At 54.7% G+C, this 17457-nt stretch carries 16 protein-coding genes and 2 pseudogenes; 15 read left to right on the top strand and 3 right to left on the bottom strand.

Features of this window, described 5'->3' with window-relative positions; all coding sequences use genetic code 11:
* The first annotated feature begins 162 nt into the window (after positions 1-162).
* The 15 genes from gmd to NKI24_RS31840 all read left to right on the top strand — a co-directional run bounded on the left by gmd (position 163) and on the right by NKI24_RS31840 (position 16425).
* Positions 163-1257 carry a GDP-mannose 4,6-dehydratase gene (gene gmd, locus NKI24_RS31910; protein WP_502894677.1) on the top strand — a complete coding sequence of 365 codons (1095 nt, stop codon included), beginning with the start codon at positions 163-165 and terminating at the stop codon, positions 1255-1257.
* A gap of 21 nt (positions 1258-1278) precedes the next feature.
* Positions 1279-2070 (top strand): glycosyltransferase family 2 protein, encoded by a 792-nt coding sequence (locus NKI24_RS31905; RefSeq protein WP_352750344.1) that lies wholly within the window; start codon positions 1279-1281, stop codon positions 2068-2070.
* Positions 2071-2692: 622 nt separating this feature from the next.
* A complete protein-coding gene (locus NKI24_RS31900; RefSeq protein WP_352750343.1) occupies positions 2693-3418 on the top strand; it encodes an FkbM family methyltransferase in 726 nt (241 codons plus the stop codon).
* Positions 3419-3513: 95 nt separating this feature from the next.
* Positions 3514-4767: a glycosyltransferase gene (locus NKI24_RS31895; protein ID WP_352750342.1), complete on the top strand. Its 1254-nt coding sequence runs from the start codon at positions 3514-3516 to the stop codon at positions 4765-4767.
* Between the two features lie 27 nt (positions 4768-4794).
* Positions 4795-6159, top strand: coding sequence for a flippase (locus tag NKI24_RS31890; RefSeq protein WP_352750341.1), 1365 nt, complete (start codon positions 4795-4797; stop codon positions 6157-6159).
* Positions 6160-6264: 105 nt separating this feature from the next.
* A complete protein-coding gene (locus NKI24_RS31885; RefSeq protein WP_352750340.1) occupies positions 6265-6948 on the top strand; it encodes a class I SAM-dependent methyltransferase in 684 nt (227 codons plus the stop codon).
* A gap of 72 nt (positions 6949-7020) precedes the next feature.
* Positions 7021-8043 (top strand): hypothetical protein, encoded by a 1023-nt coding sequence (locus tag NKI24_RS31880; protein ID WP_352750339.1) that lies wholly within the window; start codon positions 7021-7023, stop codon positions 8041-8043.
* A 94-nt stretch (positions 8044-8137) separates the two neighbouring features.
* On the top strand, positions 8138-9463 hold the full coding sequence (locus NKI24_RS31875) for an O-antigen ligase family protein (RefSeq protein WP_352750338.1): 1326 nt from the start codon (positions 8138-8140) through the stop codon (positions 9461-9463).
* Positions 9460-10554: a glycosyltransferase gene (locus NKI24_RS31870; RefSeq protein WP_352750337.1), complete on the top strand. Its 1095-nt coding sequence runs from the start codon at positions 9460-9462 to the stop codon at positions 10552-10554. The genes NKI24_RS31875 and NKI24_RS31870 overlap by 4 nt, the downstream gene beginning before the upstream one ends.
* A gap of 385 nt (positions 10555-10939) precedes the next feature.
* Complete coding sequence (locus tag NKI24_RS31865) at positions 10940-12082, top strand: glycosyltransferase (RefSeq protein ID WP_352750360.1); 1143 nt, start codon at positions 10940-10942, stop codon at positions 12080-12082.
* A 6-nt stretch (positions 12083-12088) separates the two neighbouring features.
* Positions 12089-12637, top strand: a complete 549-nt coding sequence (locus NKI24_RS31860) for an LbetaH domain-containing protein (protein WP_352750336.1) — start codon at positions 12089-12091, stop codon at positions 12635-12637.
* Positions 12634-13476 carry a glycosyltransferase family 2 protein gene (locus NKI24_RS31855; protein WP_352750335.1) on the top strand — a complete coding sequence of 281 codons (843 nt, stop codon included), beginning with the start codon at positions 12634-12636 and terminating at the stop codon, positions 13474-13476. Before NKI24_RS31860 ends, NKI24_RS31855 begins: the two co-directional genes overlap by 4 nt.
* Before the next feature lie 36 nt (positions 13477-13512).
* On the top strand, positions 13513-14466 hold the full coding sequence (locus tag NKI24_RS31850; RefSeq protein ID WP_352750334.1) for a UDP-glucuronic acid decarboxylase family protein: 954 nt from the start codon (positions 13513-13515) through the stop codon (positions 14464-14466).
* Between the two features lie 154 nt (positions 14467-14620).
* A complete protein-coding gene (locus NKI24_RS31845) occupies positions 14621-15886 on the top strand; it encodes a hypothetical protein (protein WP_352750333.1) in 1266 nt (421 codons plus the stop codon).
* Between the two features lie 77 nt (positions 15887-15963).
* Positions 15964-16425, top strand: coding sequence for a hypothetical protein (locus tag NKI24_RS31840; RefSeq protein ID WP_352750332.1), 462 nt, complete (start codon positions 15964-15966; stop codon positions 16423-16425).
* A gap of 83 nt (positions 16426-16508) precedes the next feature.
* Here the strand turns inward: NKI24_RS31840 and NKI24_RS31835 are convergent.
* From NKI24_RS31835 to NKI24_RS31825, 3 genes and pseudogenes are all read right to left on the bottom strand, one after another.
* Positions 16509-16589, bottom strand: a pseudogene (locus NKI24_RS31835) (transposase domain-containing protein); the annotation flags it as partial.
* A gap of 313 nt (positions 16590-16902) precedes the next feature.
* Positions 16903-17127 (bottom strand): annotated as a pseudogene (locus NKI24_RS31830) (transposase domain-containing protein); the annotation flags it as partial.
* A gap of 28 nt (positions 17128-17155) precedes the next feature.
* Positions 17156-17457: helix-turn-helix domain-containing protein (locus tag NKI24_RS31825; RefSeq protein WP_352750331.1), on the bottom strand; the 302-nt coding region annotated here is incomplete at its 5' end.

Genomic DNA, 17457 nt, shown 5'->3' with positions numbered 1-17457 from the left:
GGTGAGCCCGCCACTCACGAGCACAGGATGGGATGCGACGAGGTTTTGAAGATGGGGCCAGGCTTTTGAAAGAAAATTGGCCCAGGCTTTTGAAATGAGTACAATAAGCCTCAGGCTACGCTGATCGTTGAGAGCATCGTAGTATTGACTCGGAGAAGCACAATGACTAGGAAGACCGCGCTCATTACCGGCATCACCGGCCAGGATGGTGCCTATTTGGCGGAACTTCTTTTGGCAAAGGGATATAACGTCCACGGCATCAAACGGCGTTCCTCGTCGTTCAACACCGGTCGCATTGACAATCTCTACCAAGATCCGCATGAAAAAGACGTAAGGCTGTCGCTGCACTACGGCGACATGACCGACGCTACCAACCTCATCCGCATCGTCCAGGAAGTGCAGCCAGACGAGATCTACAATCTCGCCGCACAGTCGCACGTCCAGGTGAGCTTCGAGACCGCGGAATATACGGCGAATGCCGACGCGATCGGCACGTTGCGTCTCCTCGAAGCCATCCGGCTGCTCGGACTGACAAAGAAGACGCGTTTTTATCAGGCGTCGACTTCCGAACTCTACGGCAAGGTGCAGGAGATCCCGCAACGGGAGACGACGCCGTTCTATCCTCGCTCGCCCTACGCGGCAGCAAAGATTTATGCCTACTGGATCACCGTCAATTACCGCGAAGCTTACGATATCCACGCTTCCAACGGCATCCTGTTCAATCACGAGAGCCCGATGCGCGGCGAGACGTTCGTCACCCGCAAGATCACGCGCGCGGCTGCCGCGATAAGCCTCGGCCTTCAGGACAAGCTCTACCTCGGCAATCTGTCGGCTGAACGGGATTGGGGGCATGCCCGCGATTATGTCGAAGGCATGTGGAGAATTCTCCAGCATGAGGTGCCCGACGATTATGTCCTTGCAACCGGGGTGAAGAACTCGGTCCGCCGCTTTGTCGAGCTTGCGTTCAACGAAGTCGGGACCGAGATCCGATGGGTTGGTTCCGGCATCGAAGAAAAAGGCATTGACGTGAAATCAGGTGCTGTTCTGGTCGAGGTGGACCCGCGCTATTTCAGACCGACCGAAGTTGAGCTTCTGATCGGCGACCCCGCGAAAGCGGAGCGCGTTCTCGGGTGGAAGGCAACGACGTCGCTCGCTACGATGGTCCAGGAAATGGTCCACTCCGACCTAGAAACGGTAAGGCGGGAATCCGAGCATCGGCGCCTTGACGAGGATCGCATCCGCGTTGCAGCACAGTAAGCGGCTTTGGTTCGGGTTGACATGAAAATCTCGGTCTTAACCGTCTGCTGGAACTCTGCGGCGACGATCAGGCATACGATCGATAGCTTCTTTGCTCAAGACCATGATAACAGGGAGCTGGTGGTGGTGGACGGCGGATCGTCGGACGAAACGCTGGCGATAGTCGGGTCCTATCCCCAAGACCGGATCCAGTTGGTCAGCGAGCCTGATCGCGGGATGTATGATGCATTGAACAAGGGACTGCGCCTCTACACCGGAGACGCCGTAGGTGTGCTTAATTCCGACGACTGTTTCCACGACTGCACTGTGCTGGGGCGAATTTCGGCGGGGCTCGAAAAGACTGACATTGTGCATGGTGATCTGGACTTTGTTGAAAATCATCTCAACAAGCGGGTCGTACGACGCTGGCGTGCTGCTCCAAGGCCGGCCAAAGGTTTTCGGACTGGTTGGATGCCGGCCCATCCGACGTTCTACGTCAGACGGAAGGTGGCGGAAGCGGTCGGCACGTTCGACCTCAGCCTCAAGGTGGCATCGGATTACGATTGGATGTTGAGAGCGGTTGAGCTCCATGGATTCGAATCCATCACCACCAACCATACATTAGTGGACATGATGGTTGGTGGGGTCAGCACAGGCAGCGTGGCTTCCTATATTGGGCACAATTTTGAGGCGCTGCGGTCGCGACGCCAATGGCTGCGCTCCGGTCCAATCGACTATGCGCTTCTTGCCAAGCCGGTGCGAAAGCTCGGGCAGTTCTTCGGCGTTAGCACTGACAGCACTTCTAAGCGAAGCCGCCATGGGTGGGCTGAGTAGTGGTTTCGGTACGTGATACCCATGGTTGAAAGGTAGGCCCAGAGATGAAGGGCGACTGCGTTCATATGTCTGCGCCCAATGGCCACCGCCAATTTTATCAGGATCTCTGTGCCGGCTTATTTAGCGTTGGACTGGTATGGGCCGCATTGGCTTGGGCTGTGGCTCGACTTGGATCGGGCCCGCCATTTCCCGGTTGCTGCCATAAGACGATGGCGCCGTTGGTTTATAGCAGCTGCGTTTAGACGATCGCTGATGGGGGCGGCGGACGGCTAGGCTTTTTCTCAGGCCTTCAAATGCTTCGAGAGCGGGAGGCTCGTTTACCGGCTCAAGAGATGGACTTTCAGTAACTTGCACTATTTGCCTCACCTGTCGCACCTACGATTTTGCCGTGTCGGACGACGAACTTCTGAGCCTGTGTTAAATTTGCGATTTGCCTGGTGCCGCTACCAGCCGGACTATGATCAGGCATCCTCATACAGAAATCCGTGCGACCCTTTGACCCGCTGTCCGGATGTCCGTCAATACCGTCGCCGCGGGCATTGGGGGCCGATTATGGTTCTGAGGATTCAAGATAAAGGCTAGTCACATGTTACACTCCTTGGGTCCGAAGGCGAAGGCCGCGATGCGCGACGTAGGGCGGCGGTTCGGCTTTGACGTCCGCCTGAATGGCATTAACTCGCGCGATGATTTGCGTTTCGTGCATTTCCTTCAAATGCATGAAGTCGATCTGGTAATCGATGTCGGCGCCAACAAGGGTCAATTCGGCACGATGCTGTTTGCCGCGGGGTTCCAGGGTTCGGTGATTTCGTTCGAACCGCTGCCAGATGCCCATTCCGAGCTCGTGCGCACTGCCAAGGCGTCGGACCGGAGGTGGATGGTTGGACCGGCGGTTGCGCTGAGCGACACTGCTGGGTCGGCGACGTTCCACGTGACGGAAGCAGCAACGAGCAGCTCGTTGCACGAGCCGCGCGATTCGTTCGTGGAACATACTCCTCAGGTGGCCATCGCCAAGCGGATCGAGGTCAAGACTGAGCGGCTCGATGCCTTCGCGAGTATGATCGACCTCGCTGGAAACCGAGCGTTCCTGAAAATTGACGTGCAGGGCGCCGAAGCGGCTGTTCTTGCAGGTGCCACCACCGTCCTGCCGCAACTGCGAGGCGTCCTGTCGGAACTGTCGCTGGTCGAACTCTATGCCGGTCAAGCCACTGCTCTGGAGGTGCATCAGCTCATTGCTGGCGGTGGATTCGAATTGTGGGATGTCTGGCAAGGGTATAGAAACCCCCGGACTCAGCGCTTAACCCAGATTGACGCACTATATTTTCGTGCAAGCGCCGGGCTTGGAAATTGAAAATACGGGCTGGCTTGAGAGTGTGGTAAAAAATCAGGAGCTTCCACCATCGAAGCGAAAAGTGGGACGCCTGCCGCACGGATGGTTCGAATACCATGAATGTTCTTCAGATTGTGGGCTGTGCGCTCGATACTGGCGCGGGTCGAGCGATCCGTGCTGTGCATGAAGCCTTATTGGAGGCGGGAGTTCATTCCCGCATCCTGGGGAGGGTTGAGCGCGATCTCCCGGAGGACTTGTTCGCCAGAAGAGTTCCCTTACTCCAACGCCTGCCTGTTGGTGTTACGAACCGTTTGTACATGTGGCATTTAATGCGCCGGTTCGGCGAAATTCCGGCGGGTTTCCATCCCGTCTCCCATGGCCTCCGCCTCCACAATTCGCCGGAATATCGGAAAGCTGATATTATCCATGTCCAGTGGTCACACGCTCCCACGCTTGGACCCGATTTCTGGCACGCGATCAACCGCGAAAAACGGCCGGTGGTCTGGACCCTTCGCGACATGTGGCCGTTCACTGGCGGGTGTCATTTCTCCGGTCGCTGCGAAAAATATGTAAGTGGTTGTGGCCAGTGTCCTCTGTTGGGTGGAGGGGACGAGACAATTACATCTGACGATGTTGCTTTCAAGGCCGAACACTACGGGCCACAATCTGTATTCGTCGCAATCAGTGAAACGATCGCCAAGCAGGCCCGAAAGAGTACGGTCCTACGCGATCGTGATATACATGTCATCCCCAACAGTGTGCAAATGAGCCAGCTTCGTCCGGTGGACAAGGCGCAGGCGCGTAACGCATTGGGACTGCCAGCGAACAAATTCGTAATCGCCTCCGGTGCTTTGAATCTGGCTGATCCACGCAAAGGCGCGGATATCATGCGACATATGCTCAACATTTACCGAGATGAGAAGAATGTTCACTGGTGTCTGTTTGGCAATGGACTTGCAGAACTGGTCAATCCGGTGCCTGAAAACTGCACGGGCTTTGGCCTCATCCGCGACGAAGTCACTCTTGGTCAGATATATTCGGCGGCCGACGTGTTCGTGATGCCCTCACTTCAGGAGTCCTTCGGCAAGGTTACGGTCGAGGCGATGGCATGCGGGACTCCTGTCATCGGGCTCGTCAAAACGCCAGCCGAGGAAATCATCAGCCACGGGCGGACCGGATGGTTGGCCAAACATGGTGACGTTAATGCAGTGGTGGCCGCTGTTGAGACAGCACGGGCCATGCCAATTCCAAAATTAAGGAATTTTGGAGTGAGCGCACGCGCTGCCGTGATCGATAGATACTCACCGGAGGCGATCGCCAGTCGCTATATTGATTTTTATGAAGCGTTGTTGAACGGCAACCAATCATGACCCGAATCATGACATTTCGTTCTGCTGGTGCGTAAGGGCTTTATCTTGGTTCGAAAATTTGCAGGTCTCGTCGGACGATATTGGAGGTATGTTTCAAACTCCCTGTGGTTGATTTCTGAAAGGCTGCTAACGAGTCTGATGGGGCTGTTTGTGGTAGCCGCGGTGGCGCGCTATCTCGGGCCGAGCGATTTTGGATTGCTTTCTTACGCGTTCTCTTTGGCACTCCTGTTTGCGGTTGCCGGGCAACTTGGGCTCGATGGGCTGGTTATTCGAGAAATCGTCAACCGCCCCGACGACGTGCCGCGCGTACTCGGCACAGTATTCGTTCTGAAGTTCGCCGGGCATTTGCTCGGAGCCACAGGTTTGGTCATTTATGCGGTATTTGTCAGCATGCATTCGACAGAGCGTGTATTGTTGTTTTGGGCCGCTGCTTTCATACCCTTGGCGGCGCTGTCCGCGTTCCTCGGACTCTGGTTCCACTCGCGTGTTCAGGCCCGGTACAGTGCTATTTCGTCCAGCATATCCACGCTACTGGTCAGCTTGGGAAAACTCGGACTTGTTTGGGCAGGGGCTGGAGTGGTGGCGTTCGCCGCGGCAAACGTGGTCCAAGTTTTGATAGCGGCCACGCTCTCGCTCCGCTTTTACAGGCGCCAGAAAGGTCCGCCTTTATCGGCATTGCGGTTCTCACCGACGCTGGCCAAGACCCTGCTGGCCGAGAGCTGGCTGCTTTTCCTTGGGTCCATCTTTGCGCTCATTTACCTGAAGATCGACATGATCATGCTTCGCTGGCTGGCCGGGCCAGCAGAGGTTGGCACCTATGCGGTGGCAGCGGCCCTTTCCGAGGCAGCATACTTTGTGCCGGCCGCGTTGGTCGCGAGTGTGTTCCCCAAGCTGATTGAGTTCGCGAAAAGCGATCAAGACTTGTTTGACAGGCGGCTCCAGACGGTTTTTGATGTCTTGTGGCTCGCTGGGCTTGGCCTGGTCGCGACGATGTTCTTGCTTGGCGGGCCCATTATCCGGCTTTTTTTTGGAGCTCAGTACGAGGCATCAATCCCGGTGCTGCTGGTCCATGTCCTGTCTGCACCTTTCTATTTCATGCGGATCGCGTTCACGCGATGGACGATCATAAAAGGTGGCGCCACATTCTTCCTGATAACGGAAGGCCTTGGTGCGCTTACGAACGTGGCGCTTAATTTTCTTCTCATTCCACATTATGGGAGTCTTGGTGCCGCGCTCGCGACGTTCGTGTCATATGCGACGGCCTCCTACCTTTCATTGTTCTTCCCGGTCCGCACGAGGCCGGTTTTCGTAATGATGTCGCGCTCCGCCTTGATGCCATGGCGCGCTCCCAAACAGTTTTTGAACTATGTAAGACGAAGCGCCTATGCCTGACCGGGCAGTTCTAGTGGCAAGACCAACTGCCCTATATCGCCGCCCCGGCGGCGGGCGTCCTTAGCGGCGATATTCAGTTGCAAACCAAGGCGGAGTTATGAGCGCATGACGGTGTTTAACAGGATCGCGACAAAGTGGAACCGCTTTGCGCAACGTTCCAACGATACGCGTGCTGCGGTAGAGTTATCCCGGCTGAACCTACCATACTTGCCGTGGTCCGACGCCTCCTTGCTTCCTTCAGCCCTGCAGGTCGTGCTCAACGAAATTGAAATCAATTCTCGCATGACAGTCGTCGAATTCGGAAGCGGTGTTTCCACCATCTACATTGCCCAAATCCTGTCGGGGCTTGGCGGCCGGATCGTCAGCTTCGAGAGCGACCTAGAATGGGCAACCTTCGTTCACAACCGCCTCGCAGCCTTGAACCTGTCTGAGTTCGTCTCAGTCATTCATGCGCCTCTTCGACCCTGCACTTTGAGTAAGAACGGTCTGCAATGGTACGACCAAGCGATCGTCACAACGGCTGTGCAGGATCTGTCGGTTGATTGTGTCGTCGTCGATGGCCCGCCCGCCTACAAGGCAGGATATGAATTGGCGCGCTATCCCGCACTTCCGGCTCTACAGGCACGTCTCGCCCAAGATTACGTGGTGTTTCTCGATGATATCCATCGCCTTGGGGAGCAGGAGATATTGCGGCTGTGGGCGGAACGCTTTGGTATCAAATTTCTTTCCCATTTTTCCAAAGGTAACATCGCGCGCGGTGTCCATGGCGAGGCACACTTCGTAGTCTAAGTTGTGCGCCGCGTATTTGAGCCGCGCCTTCACTGAGACTGTATTTTTGCTATTAAATCGGAGCTGGGCTTTTTGCAAATCGTCAACAGAGTAGTATATGTAAAGACCTGTGGCGGTCACAAAGGATCATACTTGGTTACGCTGGGCGAGATCTTCGGAATGCAAAAGGCTTTTGGCCGCATTGACACCAAGATGGCTTATAAACTACTGGCATGTAGCGAGCTACTGTTCGCTACGCTCGACGAGCACATATTTTCATTCGTCTTTTTTTCGCTGGCAAGAAGCCTACTTGGGAAGAATACGGTCGCGTTGTTTCTGCGGCCCGAGCAATGTTTCTTGCCCGGAAAAGCTAAATATCGAATGAAATGGCTGCTTTTCAGAGCTTTGCGACACCTTCCGGGCCTCACTGTTGTAACCATAACGCCGTTCAACGTAGTGGATAGGTACGCTCAGGTGGCCAGTGCCGGTGTGCACGACCCACAGTACTGGGACCTGCACGACGGTATGTCCGTCCTATGGCCGAAGGAGACCAGCCTATCTGCCCATGTTCGCTCAATGGCAGGTCGGAAGCGCTTGTGCACTGCGACGGGAGTTCTGAACGCGGGCAAGGGCTTGGAGTTCCTGGCCGACACTCTGGAGCAGTTTCCTGAAATCAAGGAACATACTCAGATTGTGGTGGCGGGCTCAGCAAACGCTCACACTCGCAGCCTGTTGAAAAGACTGTCCGATGCAGGATCGATCGTAGTTGACAGGCTTCTTTCTGATGCTGAACTCCTGAGCTTGATAGGTGCCTCAGAGTTGATTTGGGCATGCTATGATCCGAGGTATGATCAGGCCTCCGGCATTTTTGGTCGCGCCGTGCAGCTAGGCTCGGTCCCTATCATTCGGGAGGGCGCAATAGTTTCCCGGTTAGCGTCGGAGTCCGGAATCCCCTCTTTTCAGGTAAGATATGGGGCCACGGAACAGTTGGCGCAGGTTTTGATCGCAGGGAGGCCAACTACCACCGACCTGAGAGGTCCTGGCGCGGTCGAGATTGGGGAGTGGCGTCGAGATTTTATCGAAGTAGTGAGTGCTGGTTTGGCAGGAAAGACTTGAATGCTGCCAAGCCGCTATCTTACCGATGGAGATCACGCACCTTAGTGATGAAGTATACATCAATTGCAGTAGCCATGTATTCGGAATTTGGATTATGATGGTAGGTGATAGGCCCACCCGATCTTTCCGACCAGCGAGGTTGGTTGTTGTTGCGACTTCTGGCGCCGCGCTCTGGTTTGCGGCTTTTGCGAAGGCACAAGACTTCGAGGGTCAACTGTACCCTCCTATGAATGCTCCGCTTGAAGCTCTTTTCTCGTTGGGCCGCACTTTGTCGTTTGGCACTATGTTGCTGGCAGTTGTGGTCACCTTGACGTTTGGCAGCGGGCTCAATCGCATGGATTGGCGCAATGCATCCATGTACATCGCCGCGGTGAATGTGTTCATTCTTTTCAAATTGATGCTATATGGAAACTATGAGATATTTTTCCAAGGGTCGTTTGCAATTCTCATTCAGATGCTTGTCTTCGTAGTATGTGCTTCTGGATACGAGAAGGAAGAGTTTGACCAGCAGAACCACGTCTCGCATGTCGTGCAGATTTTATATGTGTTTTCTGTACTTTTCATATTTACCAACGTTTATGCGTTTGTTTATTTCCCGAGCAGCTCCACTGTCCAAGCAAGTGGCCGGTTTTTCGGCATAACGGCTAACCCACAGCACTTGGCAATGTCATGCGCCTTGTGCGCGCCAGCTCTGCTGTATTGTCTTGTACATTACGGAGTAAGAAGTATTATTGGCGTATCCGCAGGTATTATGTCGTCCTGTGTGCTTTTTATCGAGTATGAATCGGGATCGCGCCTTGGATTCATAGCGACGTCGATATGTATTATTATGGCATGCCGGTATTTTCTGGATCGGCGTCGCATCGTTTACGTGATGATTGTAGGTGCTCTGGCGCTGCCGGTAGCCTATGCCTCGTTCTATGAATCGATATCGGGCCTGCTTCGGTCACGTTTTCTCGAAGGGCGCACCGATACTCGATCCGAGTACTGGATCTCCGGATGGAATGATTTTCTTCAAAACCCTTTGGTTGGCATCGAACCAACTGGCGACCCTCCTAAATATTATTTTACAGTTAGCTCTTGGGTGTCTGCAGCATACAGCGGAGGAGTGATAGCGTTGGTGCTTCTCCTCGTGTTTCTTTTTTCTGCAATTAGCTATGTTTTTCGGATTAACAAATTGAGAACGCTTCCATATATAGATCAAGAATACGTTGACCTTCATATATCAGCTGTTACAATGATTCTTGTTTTAAGTGTCTTTGAGGCGGTTTTTCTAGGTGTTTTTTCGACTCACACGATGATGGTGTATTTGTATGTTGCTGGCGCTGGCTCGCTTGTTGGCGGGTCAAAGAAATTGTTATACGCGAGGTATCGACAATTTGCTGATGCGGGCCGACTTCGTGTTGGGCGCCAACGATGAATGCGAAAGTAGTAGATCGGCTAGCCATGACGTCACGTCGTATTGAGTCTATTGCGTTCGCGTGGTCGGGTCTTCCGGACTATGCGGCTCGATGCATTCGCGCCGTGATTGATCGACATCCTGGGCGCGTAAAAGTGATTGGGACCCGGCCGGTTGTGCCAATTGCCGGTATGGAGCGTTCTCTTGGCCAAGCTGTGCACTGGGTTGATGGTCGAGACGCCAATGCAGACTGGAACCGTCTCGGCATGCGTCCGCCTGACTTGTTTTTCCAAGGCGGATATCACCGGGCCGCCTTCAACTCGCTAGGTCTTCGTTGCCGGTCGGATGGTGGAAAGGTGGTGTTGCAAAGTGATTCGAATTGGCAAGGAACGCTGCGGCAACATTTGGTTGACCCGATACGACATCGCGCTTTTTTGAGGCGGCACTTCGATGGAGTGTTTGTGCCGGGCACTTCGGGAACGATATACGCTCAGCGTATGGGGTATCGGTCAAGCACTGTGTTCGAGGGACTGTACGGCGCCGATCCGACATTGTTCAACGGGGGCCCACCTCTGCACTCTCGCCCTAAGCGTTTTTTGTTCGTCGGAAGATTGGTGCAGGTAAAGTATGTTGTCGCCCTCGCGCAGGCGTTTGTGCACTTCGCTGCCGACCGGTCAGATTGGTCTCTCCAGATCTGTGGGGCCGGACCATTGCGAGACCAGTTGCCTCATCATCCACTGATTGAGGTGTCTGATTTTCTCCAGCCAGCCCAACTTGCTGACGTGTTTCGAAATGCACGCTGTCTGGTTCTTCCATCCCTGTCTGAACCCTGGGGGTTGGTGGCCCATGAAGCTGTTCTTAGTGGATGTGCTCTTGCCTTGTCACAGGTGGTTGGCGCAGCAGCAGACCTTGCAACGAAAAGCAACTCGATCTTGTTTCGTCCCGGTGATGTGAATGCCATCGCTGATGCCCTACACTCCATCGCTTCGTGGGATACGATCCGTTGGCAGGAGGCCGAAAGCACGTCTCGATCGGTGGCCACCAAGTTCGGACCAGAGCCCTTCGCCAATGCTGTTGCTCAATTTATCGACAAGTTGAACAGCGAAATGTAAGCCAAGACCGCGGAGATGCGGTGTCGTGTTTCTTGAGGTGGGAGGATTAGTGTTAAGGGTCAGCTGCTACAGAACGAGGCTGCGGGCCAGCGGTTGGACGGATGTTTCCAACTGGCGACGTTGATGCCTTGGCCCGTTACTTGAGGACACAATGGCGAAATGCCGGTACTTCACAGCCTAGCACTTGGTGCGCTGGTTCCGGGCGACTGCTGGTGCCCAGTATCTGGATACGATCGTGTGCCGTTCGGCAAACCAGAGCGACCGATTTCCACACCTGGGAAACAAGGGACAATGTGCCGTAGATGAACGCTCCCAATTGCAACTGTCATAATGAATACCGTTGCGTCCGGACGAGGACTGGCGCTTGGGGCTGTTCGGTGTAACCATGCGCATTTCCCACACCGTATCCTCGATTGAGGCCCAAGCTTCAGGCCCCTCATATTCAGTGCCTCGCTTATGCCAAGCGCTTGCAGAGCTGGGGCATGCGGTCGACCTCAGCTCGCTTGGCGAGCCGCGCCCGCTTAATGTTGGGAGCTATCGCGACATACGTTCCAAGCGCGATCTTACGCAGCTTGAGACGTTGCGGAGGCTTGGCGTCTCCGCCGGCATGCGGCGCACTCTCGCGGCTTCGGGAGCAGAAATCTTTCACACTCACGGCCTATGGATGATGCCGAATGTCTATCCAGCCATGGTCGCCAGAGAACATCAGCGCCCACTGGTTCTTTCGCCCCGTGGTATGTTGGGGAAGGATGCTTTGCGTTTTTCCAAACTCAAGAAGCGAGTCTTCTGGGCTCTGGCGCAAAGTACTGCCGTTCGATATGTGAACTGCTTTCACGCCACCTCGGACCACGAGTATGAAGATATACGGGCCTTTGGCTTAAGGCAGCCTGTCGCGGTCATACCGAACGGCATTGACTTGCCGGTCGCACAGCATCGGCTGACGAGTGTTGAGGCGCCTTTCGTGCTTTCCCTCGGCCGAATCCATCCCAAAAAAGCGCTCGACAGCCTTGTTCGCGCTTGGGCGCTGGTAGCGCCCGACTTTCCGCAATGGCGGCTGAAGATCGTCGGGCCCAGCGAGGTCGGCTATGCAGATCAACTGAAGAGATTGGCGCAGCAGTTGAAGGTCGACTCCGCCGAAATCTCCGGACCGGTGTTCGGCGACGAGAAGATCGCGCTGCTCGCCGAAGCTGAACTGTTTGCCCTGTCGACCTTGCATGAGAATTTCGGCATGGCTGTAGCGGAAAGCCTGGCAGTTTGCACGCCCGTAATTTCGACCAAGGGCGCACCTTGGTCAGGGCTTGAATCGCATGGGTGCGGATGGTGGGTAGATCACGGTGTCGAGCCGTTTGCCGTTGCTTTGCGTCAAGCGATGTCGATCTCGCCTGAACAGCGACACGCCATGGGCGAGCGGGGTCGCGCATGGATGGAGCGCGATTTCGCCTGGGCAACCATCGCCCCACAGATGGCCGAGGTCTATCATTGGCTTGTCGAAGGTAGCGATATCCCTCCTTGTGTGCGAGTGGGGTAAGCCGACGTGAAAAACGAATTCCACCTTGACGTCGCCGGCAATCGCGCTGCCCGGAAGTGGTCGGGAACTGAACTGGTGGTCCGCCTCCTTTGGGACCTATCGCATCCGCTGTTCGCCTTGAGCCCGCGGCCGCTCTGGGGATGGCGGCGTTCCCTCCTTCGCTTGTTCGGTGCCCGGATTGGCCGCGAGGTGCATATCTATCCCACTGTGCGGATTGCCATTCCGTGGAACCTGACGATCGGCGATCAGTCGGCCATCGGCGACCGGGCCATCCTGTACGCGCTCGGACCCATCTCGATTGCCGCGCGAGTCACTATCTCGCAAGGAGCTCACCTATGCGCGGGTACGCATGACTATCGCGACCCTGTCATGCCCCTGGAAAAACGCCCGATTGTCATCGGGCCGGGGGCTTGGGTTTGCGCGGATGCCTTCATCGGTCCCGGTGTGATGATTGGGGCCGGTGCTATAGCTGGCGCTAGAGCTGTCGTGGTGAAGGATGTGGATGAAAACTCGATCGTAGCCGGAAACCCTGCAGTGAAAGTTGGCCGTCGTTGAAAGACCGTGACATCGTGATTCCTGTTACTGTGATCATCCCTGTGAAGAATGAAGAATTGAATATTGGAAGATGCTTATCAAAGCTTCATAAGTTTGAAAAAATAATCGTTGTCGATTCGGGAAGTACCGACTCAACGAGAGAAATCGTGTCTGGGTATGACGTTGAACTCGTGAATTTCTCGTGGAACGGAAATTACCCAAAAAAAAGAAACTGGATGCTTATCAATCACGAGTTTGAAACACCATGGGTGTTATTTCTGGATGCAGATGAGCTTGTCTCAGACGAGTTTTGCAAGGAAATGGTTAGCGTTCTGGGGAGTACTGAAATTGAAGGATTCTGGCTAAATTATACGAACTACTTCCTAGGCGTTCCGCTTCGATTTGGTGTGCCGCAAAGAAAACTTGCCCTCTTTCGGGTTGGCTCTGCATATTACGAGAGAATTGATGAAGATCGTTGGAGCAACCTTGACATGGAAGTCCACGAGCATCCCATACTGAACGGCCAGGCCGGTGAAATAAAATCGAAAATAGATCATCAGGATTTCCGTGGAATAGAGAAGTTCATTGACAGGCACCAGGACTACGCCAAATGGGAAGCGAAGCGATACATCAACATTGACTGGTCAAAAGATACAGGGCATTTGACAGATCGGCAAAAATTCAAATATAGACACATGGGAAGCTGGTGGTATCCGTTGTTTTACTTTTTGTACAGCTATCTTTTGCGACTTGGGTTTTTGGATGGATCCGCAGGATTTGCTTATTCATTTTATAAGGCTTGGTATTTTTTTATGATACGAAATTTAATGGTTGAAGATAGTATTGAACAGAATAGGTAATAGGTAAACTGTGCATAACGCAAGGGACTCTGGAGAATGACAAGAATATATGGAAGCCGCAAACGGATCCTCGTTACTGGCGGCGCGGGGTTTGTTGGTTCGCACCTTATCGATCGCTTAATTGACGCGGGGCATGAGGTACTGTGTGTCGACAATCTGTTCACCGGAACGAAAAGGAATATCGATCATTTACATAACAGCCCGCGATTTGAATTTCTGAGGCATGACGTGACACTCCCGCTTTATGTGGAGGTCGATGAGATTTACAATCTTGCCTGCCCAGCGTCGCCCGTTCACTATCAACATGATCCGGTTCAGACGACGAAAACGTCGGTGCATGGGGCAATCAATATGCTCGGCTTGGCCAAGCGGCTTCGTTGCAAGATACTCCAGGCGTCAACTAGCGAAGTTTACGGCGACCCGGCAATTCACCCCCAAACAGAAGAATACTGGGGGCACGTAAATCCCATCGGGCCGCGATCATGTTACGATGAAGGGAAGCGGTGCGCTGAGACGCTCTTTTTCGACTATCATAGACAGCTGAATCTTGAGATAAAAGTGGCAAGAATATTCAATACTTACGGTCCGCGAATGCACTTGGCCGATGGGAGAGTGGTTTCCAATTTTATAGTTCAAGCTCTGAATGGTAACCCCATCACGATCTACGGGGACGGGAGTCAAACTCGTTCGTTCTGCTATGTAGATGATCTGGTCGAAGGGTTGATACGGCTTATGGAGACGAGTTCCTCCGTTACCGGGCCCATCAACATCGGAAATCCCACGGAATTTACCATTAGCGAGCTGGCCCAAAGAATTTTAGCAATGACGGGATCTTCTGTTCCGATTGTCATGATGGATCTGCCCCAGGACGACCCGCGGCAGCGGCGGCCTGACATAACCAAGGCTAGGGACGTGCTTGGTTGGGAGCCAAAGATAGATCTCAAAGAGGGACTCCGCCGAACCGTTGAATACTTTAAGGAGGCGATGTGAGCCAAAACGGTCCGAGCGCAAGCGGCTGGCTTGCATGGCTCAGTGCGGCTCTGTGTCCGAAACCTCATCTGCTCGGGAGCAAAGTGAACAAGGCCTCGTACAAGGTAGGCCTACCGATGTGGCGTGCGTGAAAAGAGCAGAGAATAGACGCTACTTGGTCGCGTTGGTCTGTTTGGCCATCGTTGCAGCTTTTGGATCTTTTGCCTTCTGCACCAGAAGCAGCGTTGCGCAGTCCGCTCAGGATTTCGATTGGAGCAGCATTCCTGCATTCTCCATGGCGGGTGGTCTAGAGGCATTCTGGAACGTCGGAGACGGTTCGAAGGGCGAGGCTTCGAAGAACGCCTACGCGAGGGGCTTCAAGCCCGTAACGATCTTGAACACCTATTCGGATTTTCCGGGTGGGCAACGTGAGAATATCTCCCGTGCGGTAGGGGTAAAGAACCTCAATCCGTGGCAGAGGCCGGCTTTCTTCGAGCGTATCATACGGCGCAACATCGAACGGGCGCCGGCAAAGGGGATATACGTCCACGACATTGAGTTCTCCTTCGAGGAAGATACGACACGTGCTTGGGGGAACCAGGCGACCCGACAGGCGTCGGGCATATCGCTAAAGGACGCATTCAACGAAGCTTACTTCCGACAATGGGCGGAATGGTTCTGGCTGCCTCTGAAATGGACGAAGGAGCGTTATCCGGATGCCCGCGTCGGATTGTACGGGGCACAACCGTTTCGCCGAGACTACTCGGGTAGATCCGGCAAGAATGCAGCTCAAATCGACGGCACTCACAGATCGGATTGGCAGCTTTGGAAATATATTGACCCCTACGTCGATTTTTACATAGCCAGCATATATGTGCTCTATAACAGGCCAGATTCTGTCTTGTACATGGCGGCCAACGTCGAAGAAAACTTTCTACGCACTCGGTCCCTGGGCGACAAGCCGGTTTATGCCTACGTATGGTTGCGATTTCATGACGCTAACCCACGGCTCAAGGGCACGGAACTGCCCCCTTACCTGGTCGAGGCGATGGCAATCGTGCCATACTTCAGCGGGGCCAAGGGCGTTGTCCTGTGGGGCTGGGAGCCTCAGCTGAAAGTTGGTACCCGGCAGCCGTATGAGCAGCTAGCGCTTTTCGCCCAGTCACTAAAGAGAATTTCTGCACTCTCGGAGAAAATAGCTCACGGTCGGCTAATAATCGATCAACCTGCCTATGCAGTATGGAACACACGTGGATCCTTAATCCGTAGGGTGTTAGTAGATGAAAACGAGTGTGTTGTCATGGCGATCAACCCCTGGCAGAACGACAACGAGCGAACGACGCAACCCATTAAATGCGGCTCACTCAGTGCCCAAATCGTCCTCAAAGGTAAGCGTACGACTTTGGTTGTCGTGAATAGGCAGGGGGTGCGGGCTTATTGACCTGCTACAGACGGTCGAATTCGCACGGCCAGGAGATGTGGGCCGGGCACGACGGGAGTAGAGACATGTCGACGAGGATGGCGACGGTACTCGGCTTGATAGCGCTCGCGTTTACGGGCGGCTTTCTGATCCTCATCATCAACAAGGGAACGAATTTGCGCTCGCTGGCGCCGAAACCAATCCCGGCCCTCACACCGTTCGATGGCAAGCTTGTTGTCAAATCGATCGACGATTTGCGCATCGCCAACCGTAAGATCGTGCTGTGCGGCGTAGCATTTACCAAATCCCAGTCAATGCGCAGTCTGGTCACTGAGGCGATGCGCCGGGATTATCAAGGGCTCGCCTTGACATGTAAGCCCGTTGGCGCGGGGACACCATGCGACGGCAATATCGGGCCGAAATTCCGTGACGCCGTCGTCGTGCAGTGCCTTACCTCCGAGGGTAGGGACCTGGCTGCGGACCTCGTCGAAGCCGGGATCCTGTGCGGACAGCCCGCGCAGGCCGGCTCGACCTACAAAGCTTGCGCGCAAGGCTCCTAGTGGTCCTGCTTGCCATGAGAGTCCGTATCGAGACTGCCTGCCCGCGTGCGAGTCATGGTAAGCGCGGAGCTGATGCCGTTTTGGTAGTTCCAAGGCATGAGCGCCTCGATATCGCTGTTTGGCCAGCCATTGGCGATGCGCTCGAGGGTCGCGGTGAGCCAGGCGGTATCCATATGGCCAAGGCCGCGATGCTATGGTCTCGAGTTGCCGCAGGTTTGGGCGGAGCATCACCGGCAGCCCTGCGCTCTTGATGATTTGCCGAAGGTTGTCGATGCCGGCTTGGGTGAAGAGGACAACAGTTTCGCTTAATTCGTGCGGCAACCGTCTTCCGAGAACATCTCGATCGAGCAATCGCGCAAAAAGTCTTCGTCCCCTTCGAGCATCTCGGCCACGCATTTGAGAGTGTAAAGAGCGGAGTTGCGATATCCACCTCCCGGCCTCAACGATCCGGTTTGCATGTGAGCCCAATGGGCCAGATCAGGCATCTTTAGCTGCTGTGATCGTCAAAGGGCTCCAATTCCAGGGAAGCGAGTCCTCGAGCCGTGTGATCGACGTGTCGGCGACGCGCGCGAGGACATCGGCCAGCCAAGCCTGCGGATCGACGTCGTTGAGCTTGGCAGTGTCGATCAGCGTCGCCATGAAGGGGGCCCGATCGTCACCGCGATCGGAGCCTGCAAACAACCAAGCTTTCCTGCCGAGAGCGAAGACCGATTCATTATGCACCTCCTTTTCAAATGGCGGAAAACAGCGATTCTTGGTTGTCGTCGTGGATGCGACGCGGAGTATTGCGCGCCAAATCGGCCTTGATCCGTTCGTCTTCGAGGTCGCTGGCGCGGATCTGGTAGGGCGCGCCGCGCATGACCTGCTCGGCGGGCAAGAGGCCATCCCTTATGAACCGGCGGATTTTAACGTGCGAGACTCCAAGCCGGGCGGCCGCGTCCGACATGGTGAGCCACTCGCCATTCTTGTCGGAAGAGCGATAGCCGCTGATCTTGTGCACCGTGCGCAGCGATTGGACGCGACGCGCGGTCC

It is taken from the genome of Mesorhizobium sp. M0701 (assembly GCF_040320365.1).
In the GTDB taxonomy this organism is placed as follows: Bacteria; Pseudomonadota; Alphaproteobacteria; order Rhizobiales; family Rhizobiaceae; genus Mesorhizobium.
The sequence above is the reverse complement of the archived record's forward strand: the minus strand, read 5'-3'. Positions and strand labels throughout refer to the sequence as shown.